We start from the raw sequence: 18457 nt of genomic DNA on the forward strand, positions 1-18457 counted from the left end.
CCCTAGAGTACAATGCTGGGCTCTCATAGTAATGTGTTTTTGCCGTTCTGGTCATCTTCGATGGAATGAAACTCGCGCGGCTCGTCAGCGGGCCCGCACGGTGAGTGAAATGATTTCAAAATCTCAACTGATCTACCGGGGGAGCCGCATGCGGGGTACCTTGATCGCTGTTGCGGCTGTCGCGATTCTCGCAGGATGTTCCACGTACGACAGCGTTACGCAGCGGATTGCTCAAAGCATCACGCCGTACCGGATTACCGTTGTGCAAGGCAATTTCGTTTCGAAAGAAGCCGCTGCGCAAATGCAGGTGGGTATGTCGCGCGCCCAGGTGCGTCAGTTGCTCGGCACGCCGCTTCTCACCGACATGTTCCACGCGGACCGCTGGGATTACGTGTTCTATTTCAAGCGCGGCTCGACCAACGTCGTGCAGCAGCGCGATTTCGTCGTGATGTTCGCGGGCGACCGCGTCGCGAGCTGGAGCGGAGGGGAAGATCTGCCGTCCAACCTCGAACTGCTGGCCGAGATCGACGGCGACAAGCGTGGCAAGAAGGCCGCGGCGCCGGTTGCGGCGAGCGCCGCTAGCGCCGCAGCTACCAGCGCGCCGGCCGCGGCGGCGCCGGTCACCGTGGACACCACGCGTTCGCCGTCCGTCGAGGGTGCGGCCGCCGTCGCCGCGCCGTCCACCGACCCGAACGCGGAAGCCGCCCAAGCCGCCAATCGTGCGACGAATGCGGTGCAGGCGCCTTCGCGCAACACGCCTTCGTCGGTGCGCTCCACGGCGCCCACGGCCAATGCCGGCGGCGTGCCGTCGCAAGGCCCCACGTCCGCCGGGCAGCCGCAGTTCCAGTTCCACCGTCCGCCGCCGCCGCCGTCGCCGTCGGCGCAAGACAATCCGGTTGGGCCCACGGGTTCGTCGCAAGGCGGCAACGGCCCGACGTACAACGCGCCGCTCACCGCGCCGTCCACGTCGGGAACGAGCCAGTAATCTCGCTGTCCTTGTTTTAAGACGGTCGCTGTGCAATCGCCCGCTGTGATGCAGCGCTTGGTTGCGCGGCGCCGTCCGGTTCTCTGCTGTTCCAGTCATGCGCGGCGCGAGGGCGTGCTGCCCGCCGCCGCTTTTGCCCGCCCTTGCCGGGCTGTTCTTCCGAACCCTCGTAGCCATGAAAATTGCGATTGCTGGCGCATCGGGCCGTATGGGCCGCATGCTCATCGAAACCGTTCTCAACGATTCCGACGCCACGCTGTCCGGCGCGCTCGACCGCGCGGGCTCCCCGCAGCTGGGCCAGGACGCCGGCGCTTTTCTCGGCAAACAGACGGGCGTCGCGCTGACGGACGACATCGAACGGGTGTTCGCCGAGTCCGACTACCTGATCGACTTCACGCGCCCCGAAGGCACGCTGATGCACCTCGAAGCGGCGCAGCGCCACAACGTCAAAATGGTGATCGGCACGACCGGCTTCGACAACGCGCAGAAAGCGCAATTGCGGGCCGCGGCGGACAAGATCGCGATCATGTTCGCGTCGAATATGAGCGTGGGCGTCAACGTCACGCTGAAGCTGCTGGAATTCGCGGCCAAGCATTTCGCGACCGGCTACGACATCGAGATTATCGAGGCGCATCACCGTCACAAGGTCGACGCGCCGTCGGGCACCGCGCTCACCATGGGCGAGGTGATCGCCAATGCGCTTGGCCGCAATCTCGACGACTGCGCGGTCTACAGCCGCGAAGGCGTGACAGGCGAACGCGATCCGTCCACCATCGGCTTTTCGGCGATTCGCGGTGGCGATATCGTCGGCGACCATACGGTGCTGTTCGCGGGCATCGGCGAGCGCATCGAAATCACGCACAAATCGGCGAGCCGTCTGTCGTACGCGCAGGGCGCGCTTCGTGCCGTGCGTTTCCTCGAAGGCCACGAAACCGGTTTCTTCGACATGCAGGACGTGCTCGGTCTGCGCTAAGTAAAGCAGGCCAAGGCGGCAGGCCAACGCGGCAGGCCAACGCGGCAGGCCAAGGCGGATTTTCTTCAGGCGAGGTCAGATGGCAGGCGGCAGCGGCATCATCCATTACCTGCAAACGAGCGACGCAATCACGCATGGCGTCGCTTATGTGCTGCTGGCGATGTCGATTGCGAGCTGGTGCTTTCTGATCGTCAAGAGCTGGGTGCTGCTGCGCGCGAAGCGCCAGGGCGCACGCGCGGTCGCACGCTTCTGGCAGGCGCCGACGCTTGCGGAAGGCGTCGCCGCGTTGAAGCGCGCCGACCGCGAGCGCGTCTTCGCGCCGCTCGCCGAAGCGGCGCTCCATGCGTCCGAGGTCGACATTCCGGGCGCATTGCTCGCGCGCGTGGAGCGCGGCGAGCGCGTGCTCAGAGCGCTGCGCCAGGCGCTCAATGCGTCGCAACGACGGCTCGAATTCGGTCAGGTGCTGCTCGCTTCAGTCGGCAGCACGGCGCCTTTCGTCGGGCTGCTCGGCACCGTTTGGGGCATTTACCACGCGCTCGGCAGCATTGCGGCAAGCGGTCAGGCGCAGATCGAAAACGTCGCCGGACCGGTCGGCGAGGCGCTCATCATGACCGCCTTCGGCCTCGTCGTCGCGATTCCGGCCGTGCTCGCGTACAACGTGCTGGGGCGTCTCGTGCGGCAGTTGTCGGAAGAGCTCGACGGCTTCGCGCACGACCTGCACGCCTATGTCTGCGCGCCCGCGGGGCAACCGCAGGCGGCGCCGCGCGGCCAGCCGGCCGCCGCTCAACAGGCTCGCTGAGCCGCTGCATGCCGCGCTGAGCGATGAGGCACGCTCCGATGAATTCGACAGCCCGACCGTTCCATCCGGCACGCTAACGCGATAACGCAACAGGCCAACCGGGCACGCGACGAAGGAGATTGACATGGCATTCGGCGGACTCGAGAAAAAGCAGACGGCCGCGCCCATGGCGGAGATCAACATGACGCCGTTGATCGACGTCATGCTGGTGCTGCTGGTCATTTTCATCATTACCGCGCCGTTGTTCACGCACGCCATCCGGCTCGATTTGCCGAAAGTCGCGGCCGCGCCCTCGCGTGAGACGCCGCAAACCATTTCGCTTTCCATCGACGCCGCGGGCAAGCTCTACTGGAACGGCGCGCCGATCACGCTCGAGCAGATGCGCGCGCGCTTCGCGCAGGCCGCCACGGCCAGCACAGCATCCACCGCGGCCGCAGCCAGTACCGCAACGACAGCGGCCGACGAAACCACCACCGCCGGACAGCCCGAAATCCACCTGCACGCCGAGCGCAATACCCGCTACGAGGTGATCGCGCAGGTGATGGGCGCCGCGCAGCAGGCCGGTCTCGAGCGCATCGGCTTCGTGACGGACCCGCCGCCGCCGGCCCCGAAGCAGTAGGCGGCGTTCGGAGCGCGGCGCCGCGGTCTGCGAACGGTATAATCAGCGCTTTCCCCCGCAGAAGGGGAAACGACGCCATTTCATCCAGCAAAAGCACCAAAGCAGCATAGCGGCCGGTGCGGAAGCACCGAACCCAGCGATCCCATCACACCATGCACGAAAAATACGTTCCCTCCGACGTCGAATCCGCCGCGCAAGGGCAATGGCGCGCCGTCGACGCGTACAAGACGTCGGAAACCACCGACAAACCCAAGTTCTATTGCGTCTCGATGCTGCCGTACCCGTCGGGCAAGCTGCACATGGGGCACGTGCGCAATTACACGATCAACGACGTGATGTACCGCTATCTGCGGATGAACGGCTACAACGTGCTGATGCCGATGGGGTGGGACGCGTTCGGCATGCCCGCGGAAAACGCGGCCATGGCGAACAACGTGCCGCCGGCCAAATGGACCTACGACAACATCGCTTACATGAAGAAGCAGATGCAGTCCATGGGCCTCGCCATCGACTGGTCGCGCGAAGTCGCCACCTGCAGCCCGGACTACTACAAGTGGAACCAGTGGCTGTTCCTGAAGATGCTGGAAAAAGGCATCGCGTACAAGAAAACCGGCACCGTCAACTGGGACCCGGTCGACCAGACCGTGCTCGCGAACGAGCAGGTGATCGAAGGTCGCGGCTGGCGGTCGGGCGCGCTCGTCGAAAAGCGCGAAATCCCGATGTACTACATGCGCATCACGCAGTACGCGGACGAGCTGCTGAACGATCTGGAGGGCCTCGGCTGGCCCGAGCGCGTCAAGATCATGCAGCAGAACTGGATCGGCAAGAGCTTCGGCGTGAATTTCGGTTTCCCGTATGAGATCGACGGCGAGCAGAAGCTGTTGCGCGTGTTCACCACGCGCGCCGACACGATCATGGGCGTGACTTTCTGCGCGATTGCCGCCGAGCACCCGCTCGCCACGCGCCTCGCGAAAGACAAGCCGGAGCTGCAGGCGTTCATCGACGAATGCAAGCGCGGCGGCGTGGCCGAAGCCGACGTCGCGACCATGGAAAAGAAGGGCATGGCGACCGGCTTCTACGTCACGCATCCGCTCACGCAGGAACAGGTGCCGGTGTGGATCGGCAACTACGTGCTGATGAGCTACGGCGAAGGCGCGGTGATGGGCGTGCCGGCGCACGACGAGCGCGACTTCGCATTCGTGAAGAAATACGGTCTGCCGGTCAAGCAGGTGGTCGCCGTGGAAGGCAAGGCGTTTTCGACGGACGCCTGGCAGGAATGGTACGGCGAGAAGACGGGCACGCTCGTCAACAGCGGCAAATACGACGGCCTCAACTATGAACAGGCCGTGGACGCCATTGCCGCCGACCTGAAGGCGCTCGGTCTCGGCGACAAGCAGATCACGTGGCGTCTGCGCGACTGGGGCGTGTCGCGTCAGCGCTACTGGGGCACGCCGATTCCGATCATCCACTGCCCGAAGTGCGGCGACGTGCCGGTGCCGGAAAAAGATTTGCCGGTCGTGCTGCCTGAAGACCTCGTGCCGGACGGCACGGGCAACCCGCTCGCGAAGTCGGAAGCGTTCCTGAACTGCAGTTGTCCAACCTGCGGCGGCGCGGCCAAACGCGAAACCGACACGATGGACACCTTCGTCGATTCGTCGTGGTACTTCTACCGCTACGCGTCGCCGGACGCGAAGACCATGGTCGACGAGCGCACCGACTACTGGGCGCCGATGGACCAGTACATCGGCGGTATCGAGCACGCCATTCTGCACCTGTTGTACTCGCGTTTCTGGGCGAAGGTGATGCGCGACCTGGGTCTCGTCAAGTTCGGCGAGCCGGCCAAGAACCTGCTCACCCAAGGCATGGTGCTCAACGAAACGTATTACCGCGAAGACGCGGCGGGCAAGAAGACCTGGTACAACCCGGCGGACGTCACGGTTTCGTTCGACGACAAAGGCCGCCCGGTCGGCGCCGTGCTCAACGCGGACGGCCAGCCGGTCGTGCTCGGCGGCGTCGAAAAGATGTCGAAGTCGAAGAACAACGGTGTCGACCCGCAATCGCTGATCGACCAGCACGGCGCGGACACCGCGCGTCTGTTCGTGATGTTCGCCGCGCCGCCTGAGCAGCAGCTCGAATGGTCGGGCTCGGGCGTGGAAGGCGCAAGCCGCTTCCTGCGCCGCGTCTGGAGCTTCGCTCACGCGAACGAAGCCGCGCTGCGCGCGGGCGGACAGTTCGACGCCGCGCAACTCGGCGACGCCGACAAGCTGCTGCGCCGCGAAATCTATAGCGTGCTGAAGCAGGCGGACTTCGACTATCAGCGTCTGCAGTACAACACGGTCGTGTCGGCGGCCATGAAGATGCTCAACGCGCTCGACGGCGCAAAGGGCGCGCTGCCGGCCGTGCTGCGCGAAACCTATGGCGTGATGCTGCGCGTGCTGTACCCGGTCGTGCCGCACCTCACGTTCCAGTTGTGGCAGGAACTCGGTTATGCCGACGAATTCGGCTCGCTGCTCGACGCGCCGTGGCCCAAGGTCGACGAAAAAGCGCTCGAGCAGTCCGAAATCGAACTCGTGCTGCAGGTGAACGGCAAGGTGCGCGGCGCGCTGACGGTGGCGAAAGACGCGTCGCGCGAATCGATCGAACAGCTTGCGGCCGCGCACGAAATGGTCGCGAAGTTCAGCGAAGGCAAGGCGCCCAAGAAGATTATCGTGGTGCCGGGCCGTCTCGTGAACGTGGTCGTTTGACCGCCTTGCCCTACCTGCCGGCAGGCATCGCGCCGCCTCGCGCGGCGGCGCATGCCGCGCGCCGGGAATTCACTGCGAACCAGGAGCCAATGTGACTCGCAGATCGCTTTTTGTAACGCTGGCTTGCAGCGTATTGATGTTGTCCGCGTGCGGCTTCCAGCTGCGCGGCCAGCAGGACTATGCCTTCAAGCGCCTCTTCATCGCGGGCGGCTCGCCAGCGGCGAGCGCGCGGCTCGCGCGCATCGTGCAGGGCGGCAGCGACACGGTGGTGGTGACGTCGGTGGCGAACGCGGACGCGACCTTGCAGATCACCGAAGCGCGCGGCACGAGCACGCTCACGCTGAATTCGCTGGGCGTCGTCGCCGAATATCAATTGAATCTGAACATGAACTACACGCTCGTCGGCAAGGACGGCACGGTGTTGATCCCGCCGAGCGTGATCGCGCTGAACCGCGCGATGACCTATAGCGACCGGTACTCGCAGGCGAAAACGGCCGAGTCGGACATTCTCTTCGCCGACATGGAAAACGACGCAATCGACCAGCTTACGCGGCGTCTGTCGAGCGTGCGTTCGCTGCATCCGGCGCCGGGCGAGCAGGTGCCGGGCGTCGCGCCGCGCGCGCCGTTGCCGCCGCCGCCGCTGTGAGCGTCGCGCGCCGATCAGATCAGAGATACACCTAGCCATGCAACTGCGACTTGACGCGCTCGAAGCGCATCTCGCCAAGGGACTCGCCGGACTGTACGTCGTGTACGGCGACGAGCACCTGCTCGCGCAGGAAACGTGCGACCGCATTCGCGCGGCGGCGCGCGCGGCCGGCTTTACGGACCGCTCGGTATTCACCGTGGAGCGCAGTTTCGACTGGAGTTCGCTTCTGGGCGCGAGTCAGTCGATGTCGCTCTTCGGCGACCGGCAACTGGTCGAGTTGCGCATTCCGTCGGGCAAGCCCGGCAAGGAAGGCGCGGACGCGCTCAAGGCGCTCGCGGGCTCCGTCAACGACGACGTGCTCACCATGATCACGCTGCCGCGCCTCGATGCAGCCACGCAGAAGTCGGCGTGGTTCACGGCGCTCGCCGACGCAGGCGTCGCGTTGAAAATCGATCCGGTCGAGCGCGCGCAGCTGCCGAACTGGGTCGGCCAGCGGCTTGCGGCGCAAGGCCAGCGCGTGGCCGCAGGCGAAGAAGGGCGGCGCGCGCTCGCGTTTATCGCGGAGCGGGTGGAAGGCAATCTGCTCGCCGCGCATCAGGAAATTCAGAAGCTCGGGCTGCTGTATCCGGCCGGCGCGTTGAGCTTCGAACAGATTCACGACGCGGTGTTGAACGTTGCGCGTTACGACGTGTTCAAGCTTAACGAGGCAATGCTCGCGGGCGACGTCGGCCGCCTGTCGCGCATGATCGACGGTCTGAAGGGCGAAGGCGAGGCGGCGGTGCTGGTGCTGTGGGCCGTCGTCGAGGAATTGCGCACGCTGTTGCGCATCAAGCGCGGCGTCGCGGCCGGCAAGCCGCTTGCCATGCTGGTGCGCGAAAACCGCGTGTGGGGTCCGCGCGAGCGGCTGATCGGGCCGGCTTTGTCGCGTGTCACCGAGTCGGCGCTGGAAAAGGCGCTGGCGCTGGCGGCGCGGCTGGACCGGCAGGTGAAGGGTTTGTCGGGCGGCACGCCGGGCAATCATCGCAACGATCCGCCGCCTGATCCGTGGGATGGGCTCTTCGAGCTCGCAATGGCGGTGGCGTCGCCGAAGACGTCTGCTGTGCCGCCGGCGCGACCTCGCAGCGGGGCGGCGGATGCTGCGGCGGCGCGCAGGCCGGCGTGAGTTTCAGGGCCGTGCACAGCCTCGGCGGGTTTTGAGGCGGCGAGGCCGCAGGGCAGGAAGTCGAGCGAAGCTGCGCCACAGAACTGGCAGCGCGCGCAGCGCGGCCCCGCAGCACCACAGCCTCCGGCTGTCGCAAGTAAGCGCACGAAGCACCAGGCACGAGGCACGCAGCACGGCGCCCATGCCCTCGCGAGCGAAGCGCCCGGGCCCGACTTACAATCGTTGCATCTTTTGCTAGTCAGTTAATCAGCCTGTTCGCCGCCCGTCCGCGGATGCGGCATGACGAGAATCACCATGGATATCGACCAGTACATGACCGACCTCGGCCGCCGCGCCCGCCAGGCATCGCGTGCGATGGCGCGGGCGTCGACGGCTGCCAAAAACGCCGCGCTGGCGGCGGTCGCAGCGGGCATCGAGCGCGACGCCGCGCTGCTCAAGGAAGCTAACGCGCGCGACGTCGCGCGGGCGCGCGAAAAGGGCCACGATGCGGCTTTTATCGACCGCCTCACCTTGTCGGACAAGGCGCTCGACACGATGGTCGAAGGCTTGCGCCAGGTGGCGGCGCTCGCTGACCCGATCGGCGAAATCAGCAATCTGAAGTTCCGGCCGAGCGGCATCCAGGTCGGGCAGATGCGCGTGCCGCTCGGCGTGATCGGCATCATCTACGAATCGCGTCCTAATGTGACGATCGACGCTGCCGCGCTGTGCCTCAAGTCGGGCAACGCGACCATTTTGCGCGGCGGTTCGGAAGCGCTCGAATGCAATACGGCGCTCGCGAGACTGATCGGCGAGGGATTGCAGGCAGCCGGTTTGCCGCAGGACGCGGTGCAGGTGGTCGCCACGTCGGACCGCGCCGCGGTCGGCAAGCTGATCACGATGACCGAATATGTCGACGTGATCGTGCCGCGCGGCGGCAAGAGCCTGATCGAGCGGCTCATGAACGAAGCGCGCGTGCCGATGATCAAGCATCTGGACGGCATCTGCCACGTGTACGTGGACGACCGCGCGGATCTCGCGAAGGCGCTGACCGTTTGCGACAACGCCAAAACTCACCGCTACGGCACCTGCAACACGATGGAAACGCTACTGGTCGCGCGCGGCATTGCGTCGGCCGTGCTGCCGCCGCTCGGCAAGCTGTATCGCGAGAAAAATGTCGAGCTGCGCGTGGACGCGGCGGCGCGCGCGGTGCTGGCGGACGCGGGCGTGGGTCCGCTTGTCGACGCGACTGAAGAAGACTGGCGCACCGAATACCTCGCGCCCGTGCTCGCGATCAAAGTGGTGGACGATCTGGACGCAGCCATCGAGCACATCAACACCTACAGCTCGCAACATACCGACGCGATCGTGACGGAAGACCACGACCGCGCCATGCGCTTTCTGCGCGAGGTGGATTCGGCAAGCGTGATGGTGAACGCGTCGACCCGTTTCGCGGATGGCTTCGAATTCGGCCTCGGCGCGGAAATCGGCATCTCCAACGACAAGCTTCACGCGCGCGGTCCAGTCGGCCTGGAGGGCTTGACGTCGCTCAAGTATGTCGTGCTCGGGCATGGCGAAGGGCGCCAGTAAGCGCCTGCCGATTCAACGCGTGGCCGTGCAACGCGGCCGCGCTTCACCTCTTTTCCCGACCGCGACGCCGCGTCACTTCACGCCGCGCTGCAAGGACGGCAACATCGCCAGCGCTGTTTAGAACAACTCATCCACCACCCAAGGACACCCGATGCTCTGGATCAAGACGTTCCACATCGTTCTGATCGCTTCCTGGTTTGCCGGCCTGTTCTATTTGCCGCGCATCTTCGTCAATCTGGCGATGGAAACCGAGCCTGCCGCGGTCAAGCGTCTCCTGATCATGGCGCGCAAGCTGTTCCGTTTCATGTCGTTTATCGCCGTGCCGGCGCTTGCTTGCGGACTGTGGCTTTGGCTCGTGGCCGGAATCGGCCAAGGTCAGGGATGGATTCACGCGAAGGTCGGCGTGGTCGTGCTGCTCATCGTCTATCACGCTTACTGCGGCGTGCTGCTGCGGACCTTCGAGCGTGGCGGGAACCGTCGCTCGCACAAGTGGTATCGCATGTTCAACGAATTGCCGGTGCTTGGCATGCTCGCGGCGGTGGCGTTGGTCGTTATTAAGCCTTTCTAAGCAGTTTTCATTGCGGCCACGGTTTCGCAGTCGCGTCTAAGACTTTTCCGAAACGTCGCGCGGAGTCTTCGCCGCGTTTGCCGGGCGCGGTGCTGCGCTCGCTGCCGACGTTTCGCAATTCCTCTTCGTCTTTTCTCTGCCGCCCGCGCTTTTCGCGCTGGCGCGTCACGACATTTCTCGTCTTCAGCCGCGCGGCGGCGCGCTCTCAAGCCCTTCTCAATGCGCTCAACGCGCGGTCTTGGCTTCCGCATTTGTCTGCACACGCTCCGCTTGATCCGAGCCGCTTTTAGTCCTTGTCTGATTCAGTCTGTATAGCGCGACTCATATTCTCGAAGGCGAACATTGGCGCAGTACGACGGCCCGTAGCCCCGCTTCGCGCAATGTCGAGCCGCAGTGTGCGGCGGTCGCGTTCCCTACAAATTTGTGAGTCTTCATGAACAAGAATAGATTTCGCCGAGTATTTAGCAAACGTCTCGGCATGCTCGTCGCGGTTGCAGAAAATGTGACGAGCCAAGGCAAAACGGCAGGCGAAACTTCCGGCGCAAGCCCCTCGGGCCGCGAGATCGGCGTCATCTCGACAATGACTGCCACGGCGCTCGCGCTGATCGCGTTTCATCCGTCGCTCAGTCGCGCGCAGTCGCTGCCGACCAACGGCCAGGTGATCGCCGGTCAGGCCAGCATCTCGCAGAACACCAACACGATGACCATCAATCAGGGTACGCAGCGTATCGCCGCGAACACGAAAAAGCGAGCCGCGAGCTGCTGCAACTGCTCAACAAGATCGACCAGCATTATGGTGTCCTGATGGATGTGGATGTGTGGGCGCAGTCCAACGAAGCGCAGGACATCATGGACGACCACCTGCTTGCGCGTCTCACCTCGGCAATCACGAGCCTCGTCACCGATCCGAAGTTCACCTTCTCCGACGCCGGCATTGCCCGCACGGCATTGTTCCAGCGCTGGCTGGCCGCCATGTTCGCGGCGAGCCCATTCCGCAACGCCGATCACATTTTGCGATCGCTCGGCGTCGACGAACTCGCGCGCAATGCGATCGAGTTGCGCAACAGCGAAATCCGCAAGTTCCAGCTCTTCTATTTGCCGGAGTCGGAAGTTCGTCTCGATTGGGACGCGCTGTGGAACTTCGACAAGACGAAGGCGGCGTCGCTTGCCATGACCATCATGTCGTCGCGCTTTCTCGGCACGCCGTCGGCACATCAGAAACGCGAACTGCTGTTGCGCTGGCTGCCGGAGCGGCTCGAGCAGATCGACAGCATCGATTCTCTGCCCATGGGCGTGCTGCACGACGTCTACATGCATTGCAGCTATGCGGACATGGCCGCCAAGCACGACATCAAGAAGCCGATCAACGCGCTGATCCGCCGCAAGCTCGGAGAGCTCGGCATTCATGATGTCACGCGTCCGGCCGCCAAAGTGGAGGGCGACAAGCCCGTGCTGCTCGTCGTGCTCGAATGGTTTTCGAAGAACCACTCGATCTACCGCACGCACTCGCAAACGCTCGTTGCGATGCGCGACAAGTTCCATCTGGTGGGCATGGGCTACGACGGCCGCGTCGATGAGGCCGGCAAGGCCGTCTTTCACGAGTTCATTGCCCTGCAAGGTGGCAACGTGTGGGAGGCCGCACGGCACGTGCGCGACACGAGCGAGGCGCGCAACGCGCAGATGATGTACATGCCGAGCGTCGGAATGTTCCCAATCACGATGGTGCTCGCGTGTTTGCGCGTCGCGCCGCTGCAACTCATGGCGCTGGGGCATCCGGCCACGACGCACGGCCATGCAATGGACTACGTCGTCGTCGAGGAAGACTACGTGGGCGACGAAGCCTGCTTTAGCGAGAAGCTGCTGAAGCTGCCTTCCGACGGCATGCCGTATCGCGCGCCGGCCGCCATGCTCGAACTGGATCTGCCGAAGGAAAAGGCGCCGTCGAACGTACTGAAGATCGCGGTGGCCGGCACGACGATCAAGCTGAACCCCGGTTTTCTCAATACCTGTGCCGCGATTGCTCGCGAGGCGAGCGTGCCGGTGGAGTTCCACTTCCTCGTCGGCCAGGCGACGGGTCTCGTGTTCCCGCAGGTGCGCAATCTGATTCGCCGCCTGATCGGCAAGAACGCGGTCGTGCACAAGCATCAGGGCTACGCCGGTTACATGAACGTGATTGCGGGCTGCGACATGTTCCTGAATCCGTTCCCGTTCGGTAATACGAACGGCATTGTCGATACGGTGTGGGCGGGGCTCGTCGGCATCTGCAAGACCGGCCGCGAAGTGCATGAACATATCGACGAAGGCATGTTCCGCCGCCTCGGTTTCCCCGAGTGGACCATCACGAAAACCAACGACGAATACAAGGCCGCAGCACTGCGCCTGATCGAAAACGCACAGGAGCGCCGCGAACTGGGCGCGTCGCTGGCAGGCCCGAAGGCCATCGAAAAGCTGATCTTCCAGGGACGTCCGGAAATTCTCGGCGAGCGCATGCAGGCGCTGCTCGAGGACAAACTGAACAAGGCGCAGTGAGGACGGCATGAACGAAACCAGCAAATCCGCCATGCGCCGCGCGCGCGATCCCGCTTTCCAGCAGCATTATTTCGTGGGCAAGGGCATCGACATCGGCGCCGGAGACGATCCGCTCAGCGCGCACGCGCATGTTTTTCCGCGCGTTAGCGAGATCGTGCCGTGGGACAAGCCGCAGGGCGACGCGCTACGCATGGCGGGCGCGCCAGACGCGTCGTTCGATTTCGTGCATTCGAGCCATTGCCTCGAGCACCTCGCGAATCCTTACCAGGCGCTCGCGCGGTGGCTTGAGCTGCTGAAGCCGGGCGGCTACGCCATCCTGACCGTGCCGGACGAGGATCTGTACGAGAAAGGCAGGTGGCCGAGCCCGTTCAATCGGGAGCACAAGGTCAGCTTCACGATCTGCAAGCCGGAAAAAGCGCTGCCCGGCTCGGTCAACGTGCTGGACATGGTGTGCGCGTTTTCGTCGATTGCTTCCTGCGAGCGCGTCGCGCTGGTGCGCGACAACTATGACGAGCGGCGCGCGAGCGTCGACCAGACGGCGCGGGGCCTGGCCGAATGCGCAATCGAGATTGTGCTGCGCAAGCGCGCGGTGCCGGGCGCGCGCGAAATGATGGACGCCGCGTCCAAGGCGCGCGACGCAGACGAAAGCCTGCGCGCGTGGCAGGCCGTGCTCAAGTCTTACCCGTATCGCTTCGACGTGTACCACGGCGCGATGCTCGCGTGGCTGCGCTGGGACTTGCTCGAACCGATCGACGGCCTGTGGGCGCAATGCGTCGAACGTCTGCCGGACCAGCATTTGCCGAGGCTGTATCACGCGCTGCACACCATTGCGCGCGGCAAACTGCAGGAAGGCTTCCGCATCCGCGAATCGTGGATGGGCAAGTTCGGCTGGCAGCGTCGCACGACCGCGCAGCCGCCCGCCGCGATTCCGGCCTGGACGGGTGAGCCGCTCGAAGGCAAGTCGATTGTGATCTGGAGCGAGTTCGGTCTCGGCGATGAAATTTTCTTCCTGCGTTTCGCGCGGATGCTTCGCGAGCGCTGCGGCGCCGCGCACGTGTCGGTGGTTTGCCAGGCACCGCTCGTCACGCTGTTCGAGCGCTCCGGCGAGGCGGACGCCGTGTTCAGCGTCGCGCAGGCCGCCGCCTTGCCGCCGCACGACTATTGGGTGTTTCCGCACGCGATTCCCGCTTACCTGGCGCTCGATCTCGAAGCGCTGCCGCCGTCGGTGCCTTTCCTGCATGCGCCCGGAAAGACCGCGTTTCCGGCGCTCGTCGAAAGCAAAGGCAAGCTGAAGGTCGGGCTCGCCTTCAAGGGCGCGCCGACGCATGAGAACGACAAGCAGCGCTCGTTGCCGTCGCTCTCGGTGCTGGACGACCTCTTCAACGTGGAGGGCGTCGAGTTCTTCAGTCTGCAAAAAGGCGCGGGCGCCGACGAAGCCGCGGATTACGCGAAGCGTCTGCCGAATTTCCACGACGTGGGTGCGTCGCTGAACAGCATGGACGAGACCGCCAACGCGATTGCCGCCCTCGACGTCGTGTTGACCGTCGATACGTCCGTCGCGCATGTGGCGGCCGCGATGGGCAAACCGACGTGGCTGATGCTGCCGTTCTTCGGCGACTGGCGCTGGCACTACACGCGCGACGACAGTCCGTGGTATCCGACCCTGCGCCTGTTTCGCAGACCGCCGGGCGCGGACTGGTCACCGGTGGTGGCGCGCATTCGCGGACGTTTGCTGACGGCGGTGAATGCCGAACGCACGAATCCATGAGAGCCGTACCGGCCTGACAATCCGCAACACACATGAAACGGGCTCCGCACAGGAGCCCGTTTCGTTGTTGTCGTTTCGCTTTCCGCTTCCCTTTTTCATATTCAAAGCGGCGCGGCGCAATGGGTCGCGTGAGACTCACCAGGCGCTCACCCTTCCGGCCCAATCCGGCGCCGCGCGATCAGGTCCTTCGCGCCGGCCAGTTTTTCAGCGAGATCCGGCCCGCGTTGCAGCGCGACGCCGACAGCCAGAATGTCGCCGATCGCGAGGTGCGACGTGCGCGAGGTCATCGGCGAAAAAATGTCCGTGTCTTCGTCGACATTGGCAAACAGTCCGACCGACGCGACCCGTGCGAGCGGCGAGTTGCCGTGCGTGATCGCGATCACCTTGGCGCCGCCCGCCACCGCGGATTTCGCCGCATCGACAATGTCGCGCGTGCGCCCCGTATTCGAAATCGCGACGACGACGTCGCCTTCGCCGAGCATGGCCGCCGACATCAGAAACGTGTGCGGATCGGAATAGGCGACGCTCGGCATGCCGAGCCGGAAAAACTTGTGCTGCATGTCCAGCGCGGCGATGCCCGAGCCGCCCGCGCCGTAGAACTCGATCCGCTTCGCCTGCGCGAGCACGTCGATGGCGGCCGCCACGCTATCCGACGACAGCGTGTTGCGCACCTGGATCAGCGCGCCGATGGTCCGGTCGAACACCTTCGCGGCCACGCCGGGCGCGGGTTCGTCGGGACGCACGTCGCGATAGACGGCGGGCACTTCGGTGGCGATGCCCTGCGCAAGCCGGATCTTGAACTCGCGAAACCCCGAAAAGCCGAGCGCATGACAAAACCGCGCGATGGTCGGCTGGCTCACGCCCGCGCGCGCCGCGACTTCCGTCATCGAGAGGTCGAGCACCTCGCGCGGCGCCTCGATCACATAGTTGGCGAGCTTGCGCTCCGACGGGCGCAATTGTTCGCGCATCGCTTCGACTTGGGACAGCATCATTGGAAAACTCGCACTATGCTGAAGAATCCGTGGACTATAGCTGATTGCCAGTAAGGTACAAAAACTACATATCTGCAGTAGGTGTTATCCCTAAGTATGGGCGTATTTGCGTTGACGCGCCGCCAGCAAAGCGTTTCGCCGGCCAATGCGATGCGGCACCGCAGCAGGAAATCCGATTGCGATGATGTAGTTTTTCTACTAACATGGCCGTCGTCGGTTTCACCCGACGACCCCGCGATACCACCTGGCATAGCGCGACCCGACCTGCCGCCAGCGACGAAGGAGCTCCGATGGTTTCCCCGCATTCGCAATTGTTGAAAGTCACGCAGCGCGTGATCGAACGCAGTAAGCCGACTCGTGAGGCGTACCTGTCCCGCATCCATCAGGCGCAGGGCCGCTTTCCGGCGCGCGGCGCGCTTTCCTGCGCCAACCTGGCCCACGGTTTCGCGGGTCTGGAAGGCAACGACAAGCTCGTCATCAAGCAGATTCGCGAGCCGAACATCGGCATCGTGTCGTCCTATAACGAGATGCTGTCGGCCCACGCGCCGTACAAAAGCTACCCCGACATCATCAAGCAGGCCGCGCGCGAAAACGGCGGCGTCGCGCAGTTCGCGGGCGGCGTGCCGGCCATGTGCGACGGCATCACGCAAGGCAACGCGGGCATGGAACTGTCGCTCTTCTCGCGCGAAGTGATCGCGATGAGCACGGCGGTTGCGCTCACCCACAACATGTTCGACGCGGCGCTGTGCCTCGGCATTTGCGACAAGATCGTGCCGGGCCTTTTGATCGGCGCGCTGCAATTCGGTCATCTGCCGACTATCTTCGTGCCGGCCGGCCCGATGACGAGCGGCCTTTCCAACGACGACAAAGCCAAGACCCGCCAGCAGTTCGCCACTGGCCAATGCGGCCGCGACGCGCTGCTCGAAGCCGAAGCTGCCGCGTACCACGGCCACGGCACGTGCACGTTCTATGGCACGGCGAACAGCAATCAGATGCTGATGGAAATCATGGGCCTGCATCTGCCGGGCTCGGCGTTCGTGCATCCGCATACGCCCTTGCGCGACGCGCTGACCGCGCAGGCCGCGCGCCGCGTGCTCGATCTGACGGTCGAGCGCGGCAATTACATGCCGATCGGCCATGTGATCGACGAGAAGGCGATCGTCAACGGTATCGTCGCCTTGCTCGCCACGGGTGGCTCGACCAATCACACGCTGCACCTGGTGGCGATTGCGCGCGCGGCGGGCATCGTGATCGACTGGGACGACTTCGACACGCTCTCGCAAGCCGTGCCGCTCCTTGCGAAGATCTATCCGAACGGCAAAGCCGACGTGAACCATTTCCACGCGGCAGGCGGCGTCGCGTTCCTGGTCCGCAATCTGCTGGAAGGCGGCTTGCTGCACGAAGACGTCAACACGGTCGTCGGCAAGGGACTGAGCCGCTACACGGAAGAGCCGAAGCTGATCGACGGCAAGCTGCAATGGGTAGCGGGCGCCGAAGCGAGCGGCGACACGGCGGTGCTGCGCGGCATCGGCGAGCCGTTCCAGCCCGACGGCGGTTTGCGTCTGATGCAGGGCAAGCTGGGGCGCGGCGTGATCAAGATTTCGGCGGTTGCGCAGCAGCATCGCAAGGTGAAGGCGCCGGCCATCGTGTTCGACTCGCAGGAAGCCGTGCAGGAAGCGTTCGACAACGGCGAACTCAAGCGCGACTTCATTGCGGTCGTGCGTTTTCAGGGCGCGCGCGCAAACGGCATGCCCGAGCTGCACCGTTTGACGCCGCTGCTCGGCGTGTTGCAGGATCAGGGTTTCCATGTTGCGCTCGTGACCGACGGCCGCATGTCGGGCGCGTCGGGCAAGGTGCCGGCGGTGATTCATCTGTCGCCGGAAGCGCTGCTGCACGGGCCCATCGGCAAGGTGCGCACCGGCGACATGCTCGTGATCGATGCCGAAGCCGGCGTGCTCGACATCGAGATCGATGCAGCCGAGTGGGCCGCGCGGCCGAACGCCGTGCCGCTCAATCAGGCGGAAAACGAAGTCGGTTTCGGCCGCGAGCTGTTCGGCGTGTTCCGCGCGGCGGCGGCGCCGGCGGAGCAGGGCGCGTCGGTGTTCGGGCCGATGGTCGGCGAGCGTCCGGCCTCTCACGGCGAGCACGGCGCACACGCGGCGGCCGCTGCAACGGCTGCGGTTCAACATGGCGAAGCACGTAGTACGAGCACGACCCAGGCAGGCTAATCGCGCGCCGCAAGCCGTCCAACGGAGCAGCCCCATTGGGCAGCCAGACAAACCAGGCCTTGCGATCCACCATCCAACGGCTACTGGTAGAAACAAGGAGTGTCACTATGACGTCGAAAACAGTAAGCGAGATCGTCCGCCTCGGCCCGGTGATTCCGGTGCTCGCGTTCGATTCCGTCGAGCAGGGCGAACACGTGTCGCGAGCGTTGCATGCCGGCGGCGTGAAGGTGCTGGAAATTACGCTGCGCACGGCGGCCGGGCTCGAGGCGATCGAACGCGCGAGTCAGTTGGCCGAAGACATCGTGGTCGGCGTCGGCACGATCACCAAACCGGAGCACTGCGCTCAGGCGAAGAAAGCGGGCGCGCAGTTCGGCGTCTCGCCGGGCCTCACGAAAGATATGCACAAGGCCGCAGAGGACGCCGGCCTGCCGCTGTTGCCAGGCGTGATGACGCCGACCGACATCATCACCGCACTCGAACTCGGCTATGAGATCGTGAAATTCTTCCCGGCCCAGCAAGCAGGCGGCGTGCCGATGCTGCAAGCTTTCCACGGTCCGTTCCCGACGCTGAAATTCTGCCCGACGGGCGGCATCACCGCGGAAACCGCCACGCATTTCCTGTCGCTGCCGAACGTAGTGTGCGTGGGCGGCTCCTGGCTCACGCCGAAAGCGGCCCTGGCCGCGCAGAACTGGGACGAAGTCACGCGACTTGCGCGCGCGGCGAGTCAGTTGGCGGCGCCCGCTCATTAGTCGATAACCGCCGGATCTTAGCCGCTCAGCGAGCCGGCAACCATGAAGCCTCGTCGATACAGCCGTTCGGGCTGTCGCGGCGAGGCTTCGTTGCAGATAGGCATGCTGGTTTCGCGGGCTTTTAGAGAC

The 18457-nt window shown here is 64.6% G+C and carries 14 protein-coding genes and 1 pseudogene; 14 read left to right on the forward strand and 1 reads right to left on the reverse strand.

Annotated features, from left to right (window positions below; genetic code table 11):
* Window positions 1-148: 148 nt before the first annotated feature.
* The 12 genes and pseudogenes from ACEN8U_RS16465 (at window position 149) to ACEN8U_RS16520 (ending at window position 14359) form a co-directional block, all read left to right on the forward strand.
* Complete coding sequence (locus ACEN8U_RS16465; RefSeq protein WP_013589613.1) at window positions 149-985, forward strand: outer membrane protein assembly factor BamE; 837 nt, start codon at window positions 149-151, stop codon at window positions 983-985.
* A 175-nt stretch (window positions 986-1160) separates the two neighbouring features.
* Window positions 1161-1958, forward strand: a complete 798-nt coding sequence (gene dapB, locus ACEN8U_RS16470; RefSeq protein ID WP_013589612.1) for a 4-hydroxy-tetrahydrodipicolinate reductase — start codon at window positions 1161-1163, stop codon at window positions 1956-1958.
* 79 nt (window positions 1959-2037) lie between these two features.
* Window positions 2038-2757, forward strand: coding sequence for a MotA/TolQ/ExbB proton channel family protein (locus ACEN8U_RS16475; protein ID WP_015003747.1), 720 nt, complete (start codon window positions 2038-2040; stop codon window positions 2755-2757).
* 124 nt (window positions 2758-2881) lie between these two features.
* A complete protein-coding gene (locus ACEN8U_RS16480) occupies window positions 2882-3376 on the forward strand; it encodes an ExbD/TolR family protein (protein ID WP_015003746.1) in 495 nt (164 codons plus the stop codon).
* Between the two features lie 152 nt (window positions 3377-3528).
* Complete coding sequence (gene leuS, locus ACEN8U_RS16485; protein WP_015003745.1) at window positions 3529-6120, forward strand: leucine--tRNA ligase; 2592 nt, start codon at window positions 3529-3531, stop codon at window positions 6118-6120.
* Window positions 6121-6211: 91 nt separating this feature from the next.
* Window positions 6212-6766 carry an LPS assembly lipoprotein LptE gene (lptE, locus tag ACEN8U_RS16490; RefSeq protein ID WP_013589608.1) on the forward strand — a complete coding sequence of 185 codons (555 nt, stop codon included), beginning with the start codon at window positions 6212-6214 and terminating at the stop codon, window positions 6764-6766.
* 37 nt (window positions 6767-6803) lie between these two features.
* Window positions 6804-7928: a DNA polymerase III subunit delta gene (gene holA / locus ACEN8U_RS16495; protein ID WP_015003743.1), complete on the forward strand. Its 1125-nt coding sequence runs from the start codon at window positions 6804-6806 to the stop codon at window positions 7926-7928.
* 294 nt (window positions 7929-8222) lie between these two features.
* Window positions 8223-9494 (forward strand): glutamate-5-semialdehyde dehydrogenase, encoded by a 1272-nt coding sequence (locus tag ACEN8U_RS16500; protein ID WP_015003742.1) that lies wholly within the window; start codon window positions 8223-8225, stop codon window positions 9492-9494.
* A 151-nt stretch (window positions 9495-9645) separates the two neighbouring features.
* The gene (locus tag ACEN8U_RS16505) at window positions 9646-10062 is read left to right on the forward strand and encodes a CopD family protein (protein WP_015003741.1); all 417 of its coding nucleotides are present in this window, start codon (window positions 9646-9648) and stop codon (window positions 10060-10062) included.
* A 478-nt stretch (window positions 10063-10540) separates the two neighbouring features.
* Window positions 10541-10867, forward strand: coding sequence for a hypothetical protein (locus ACEN8U_RS16510; protein WP_015003739.1), 327 nt, complete (start codon window positions 10541-10543; stop codon window positions 10865-10867).
* Window positions 10780-12591 (forward strand): annotated as a pseudogene (locus tag ACEN8U_RS16515) (peptide transporter); the annotation flags it as partial. The gene ACEN8U_RS16510 and the pseudogene ACEN8U_RS16515, both read left to right, overlap by 88 nt.
* 7 nt (window positions 12592-12598) lie before the next feature.
* On the forward strand, window positions 12599-14359 hold the full coding sequence (locus ACEN8U_RS16520; protein WP_015003737.1) for a methyltransferase domain-containing protein: 1761 nt from the start codon (window positions 12599-12601) through the stop codon (window positions 14357-14359).
* A 146-nt stretch (window positions 14360-14505) separates the two neighbouring features.
* Here ACEN8U_RS16520 and ACEN8U_RS16525 read toward each other — a convergent pair whose 3' ends face one another.
* On the reverse strand, window positions 14506-15351 hold the full coding sequence (locus tag ACEN8U_RS16525) for a MurR/RpiR family transcriptional regulator (RefSeq protein WP_015003736.1): 846 nt from the start codon (window positions 15349-15351) through the stop codon (window positions 14506-14508).
* Between the two features lie 290 nt (window positions 15352-15641).
* Between ACEN8U_RS16525 and edd the strand changes: the two genes are divergently transcribed.
* Both edd and eda read left to right on the forward strand, forming a co-directional pair.
* Window positions 15642-17579, forward strand: coding sequence for a phosphogluconate dehydratase (gene edd / locus ACEN8U_RS16530; protein WP_015003735.1), 1938 nt, complete (start codon window positions 15642-15644; stop codon window positions 17577-17579).
* A gap of 107 nt (window positions 17580-17686) precedes the next feature.
* Window positions 17687-18328: a bifunctional 4-hydroxy-2-oxoglutarate aldolase/2-dehydro-3-deoxy-phosphogluconate aldolase gene (eda, locus tag ACEN8U_RS16535; protein WP_015003734.1), complete on the forward strand. Its 642-nt coding sequence runs from the start codon at window positions 17687-17689 to the stop codon at window positions 18326-18328.
* The last annotated feature ends 129 nt before the right edge of the window (window positions 18329-18457 follow it).

Source organism: Paraburkholderia phenoliruptrix (genome assembly GCF_047325075.1).
Taxonomy (GTDB): domain Bacteria; phylum Pseudomonadota; class Gammaproteobacteria; order Burkholderiales; family Burkholderiaceae; genus Paraburkholderia; species Paraburkholderia phenoliruptrix.

Excerpts from the sequence above, each read along its gene's own strand:
- ACEN8U_RS16465 (WP_013589613.1), top strand. The coding sequence starts at position 149 with ATGCGGGGTACCTTGATCGCTGTTGCGGCTGTCGCGATTCTCGCAGGA.
- dapB (WP_013589612.1), top strand. The coding sequence starts at position 1,161 with ATGAAAATTGCGATTGCTGGCGCATCGGGCCGTATGGGCCGCATGCTC.
- ACEN8U_RS16475 (WP_015003747.1), top strand. The coding sequence starts at position 2,038 with ATGGCAGGCGGCAGCGGCATCATCCATTACCTGCAAACGAGCGACGCA.
- ACEN8U_RS16480 (WP_015003746.1), top strand. The coding sequence starts at position 2,882 with ATGGCATTCGGCGGACTCGAGAAAAAGCAGACGGCCGCGCCCATGGCG.
- leuS (WP_015003745.1), top strand. The coding sequence starts at position 3,529 with ATGCACGAAAAATACGTTCCCTCCGACGTCGAATCCGCCGCGCAAGGG.
- holA (WP_015003743.1), top strand. The coding sequence starts at position 6,804 with ATGCAACTGCGACTTGACGCGCTCGAAGCGCATCTCGCCAAGGGACTC.
- ACEN8U_RS16500 (WP_015003742.1), top strand. The coding sequence starts at position 8,223 with ATGGATATCGACCAGTACATGACCGACCTCGGCCGCCGCGCCCGCCAG.
- ACEN8U_RS16505 (WP_015003741.1), top strand. The coding sequence starts at position 9,646 with ATGCTCTGGATCAAGACGTTCCACATCGTTCTGATCGCTTCCTGGTTT.
- ACEN8U_RS16510 (WP_015003739.1), top strand. The coding sequence starts at position 10,541 with ATGCTCGTCGCGGTTGCAGAAAATGTGACGAGCCAAGGCAAAACGGCA.
- ACEN8U_RS16520 (WP_015003737.1), top strand. The coding sequence starts at position 12,599 with ATGAACGAAACCAGCAAATCCGCCATGCGCCGCGCGCGCGATCCCGCT.
- ACEN8U_RS16525 (WP_015003736.1), bottom strand. The coding sequence starts at position 15,351 with ATGATGCTGTCCCAAGTCGAAGCGATGCGCGAACAATTGCGCCCGTCG.
- edd (WP_015003735.1), top strand. The coding sequence starts at position 15,642 with ATGGTTTCCCCGCATTCGCAATTGTTGAAAGTCACGCAGCGCGTGATC.
- eda (WP_015003734.1), top strand. The coding sequence starts at position 17,687 with ATGACGTCGAAAACAGTAAGCGAGATCGTCCGCCTCGGCCCGGTGATT.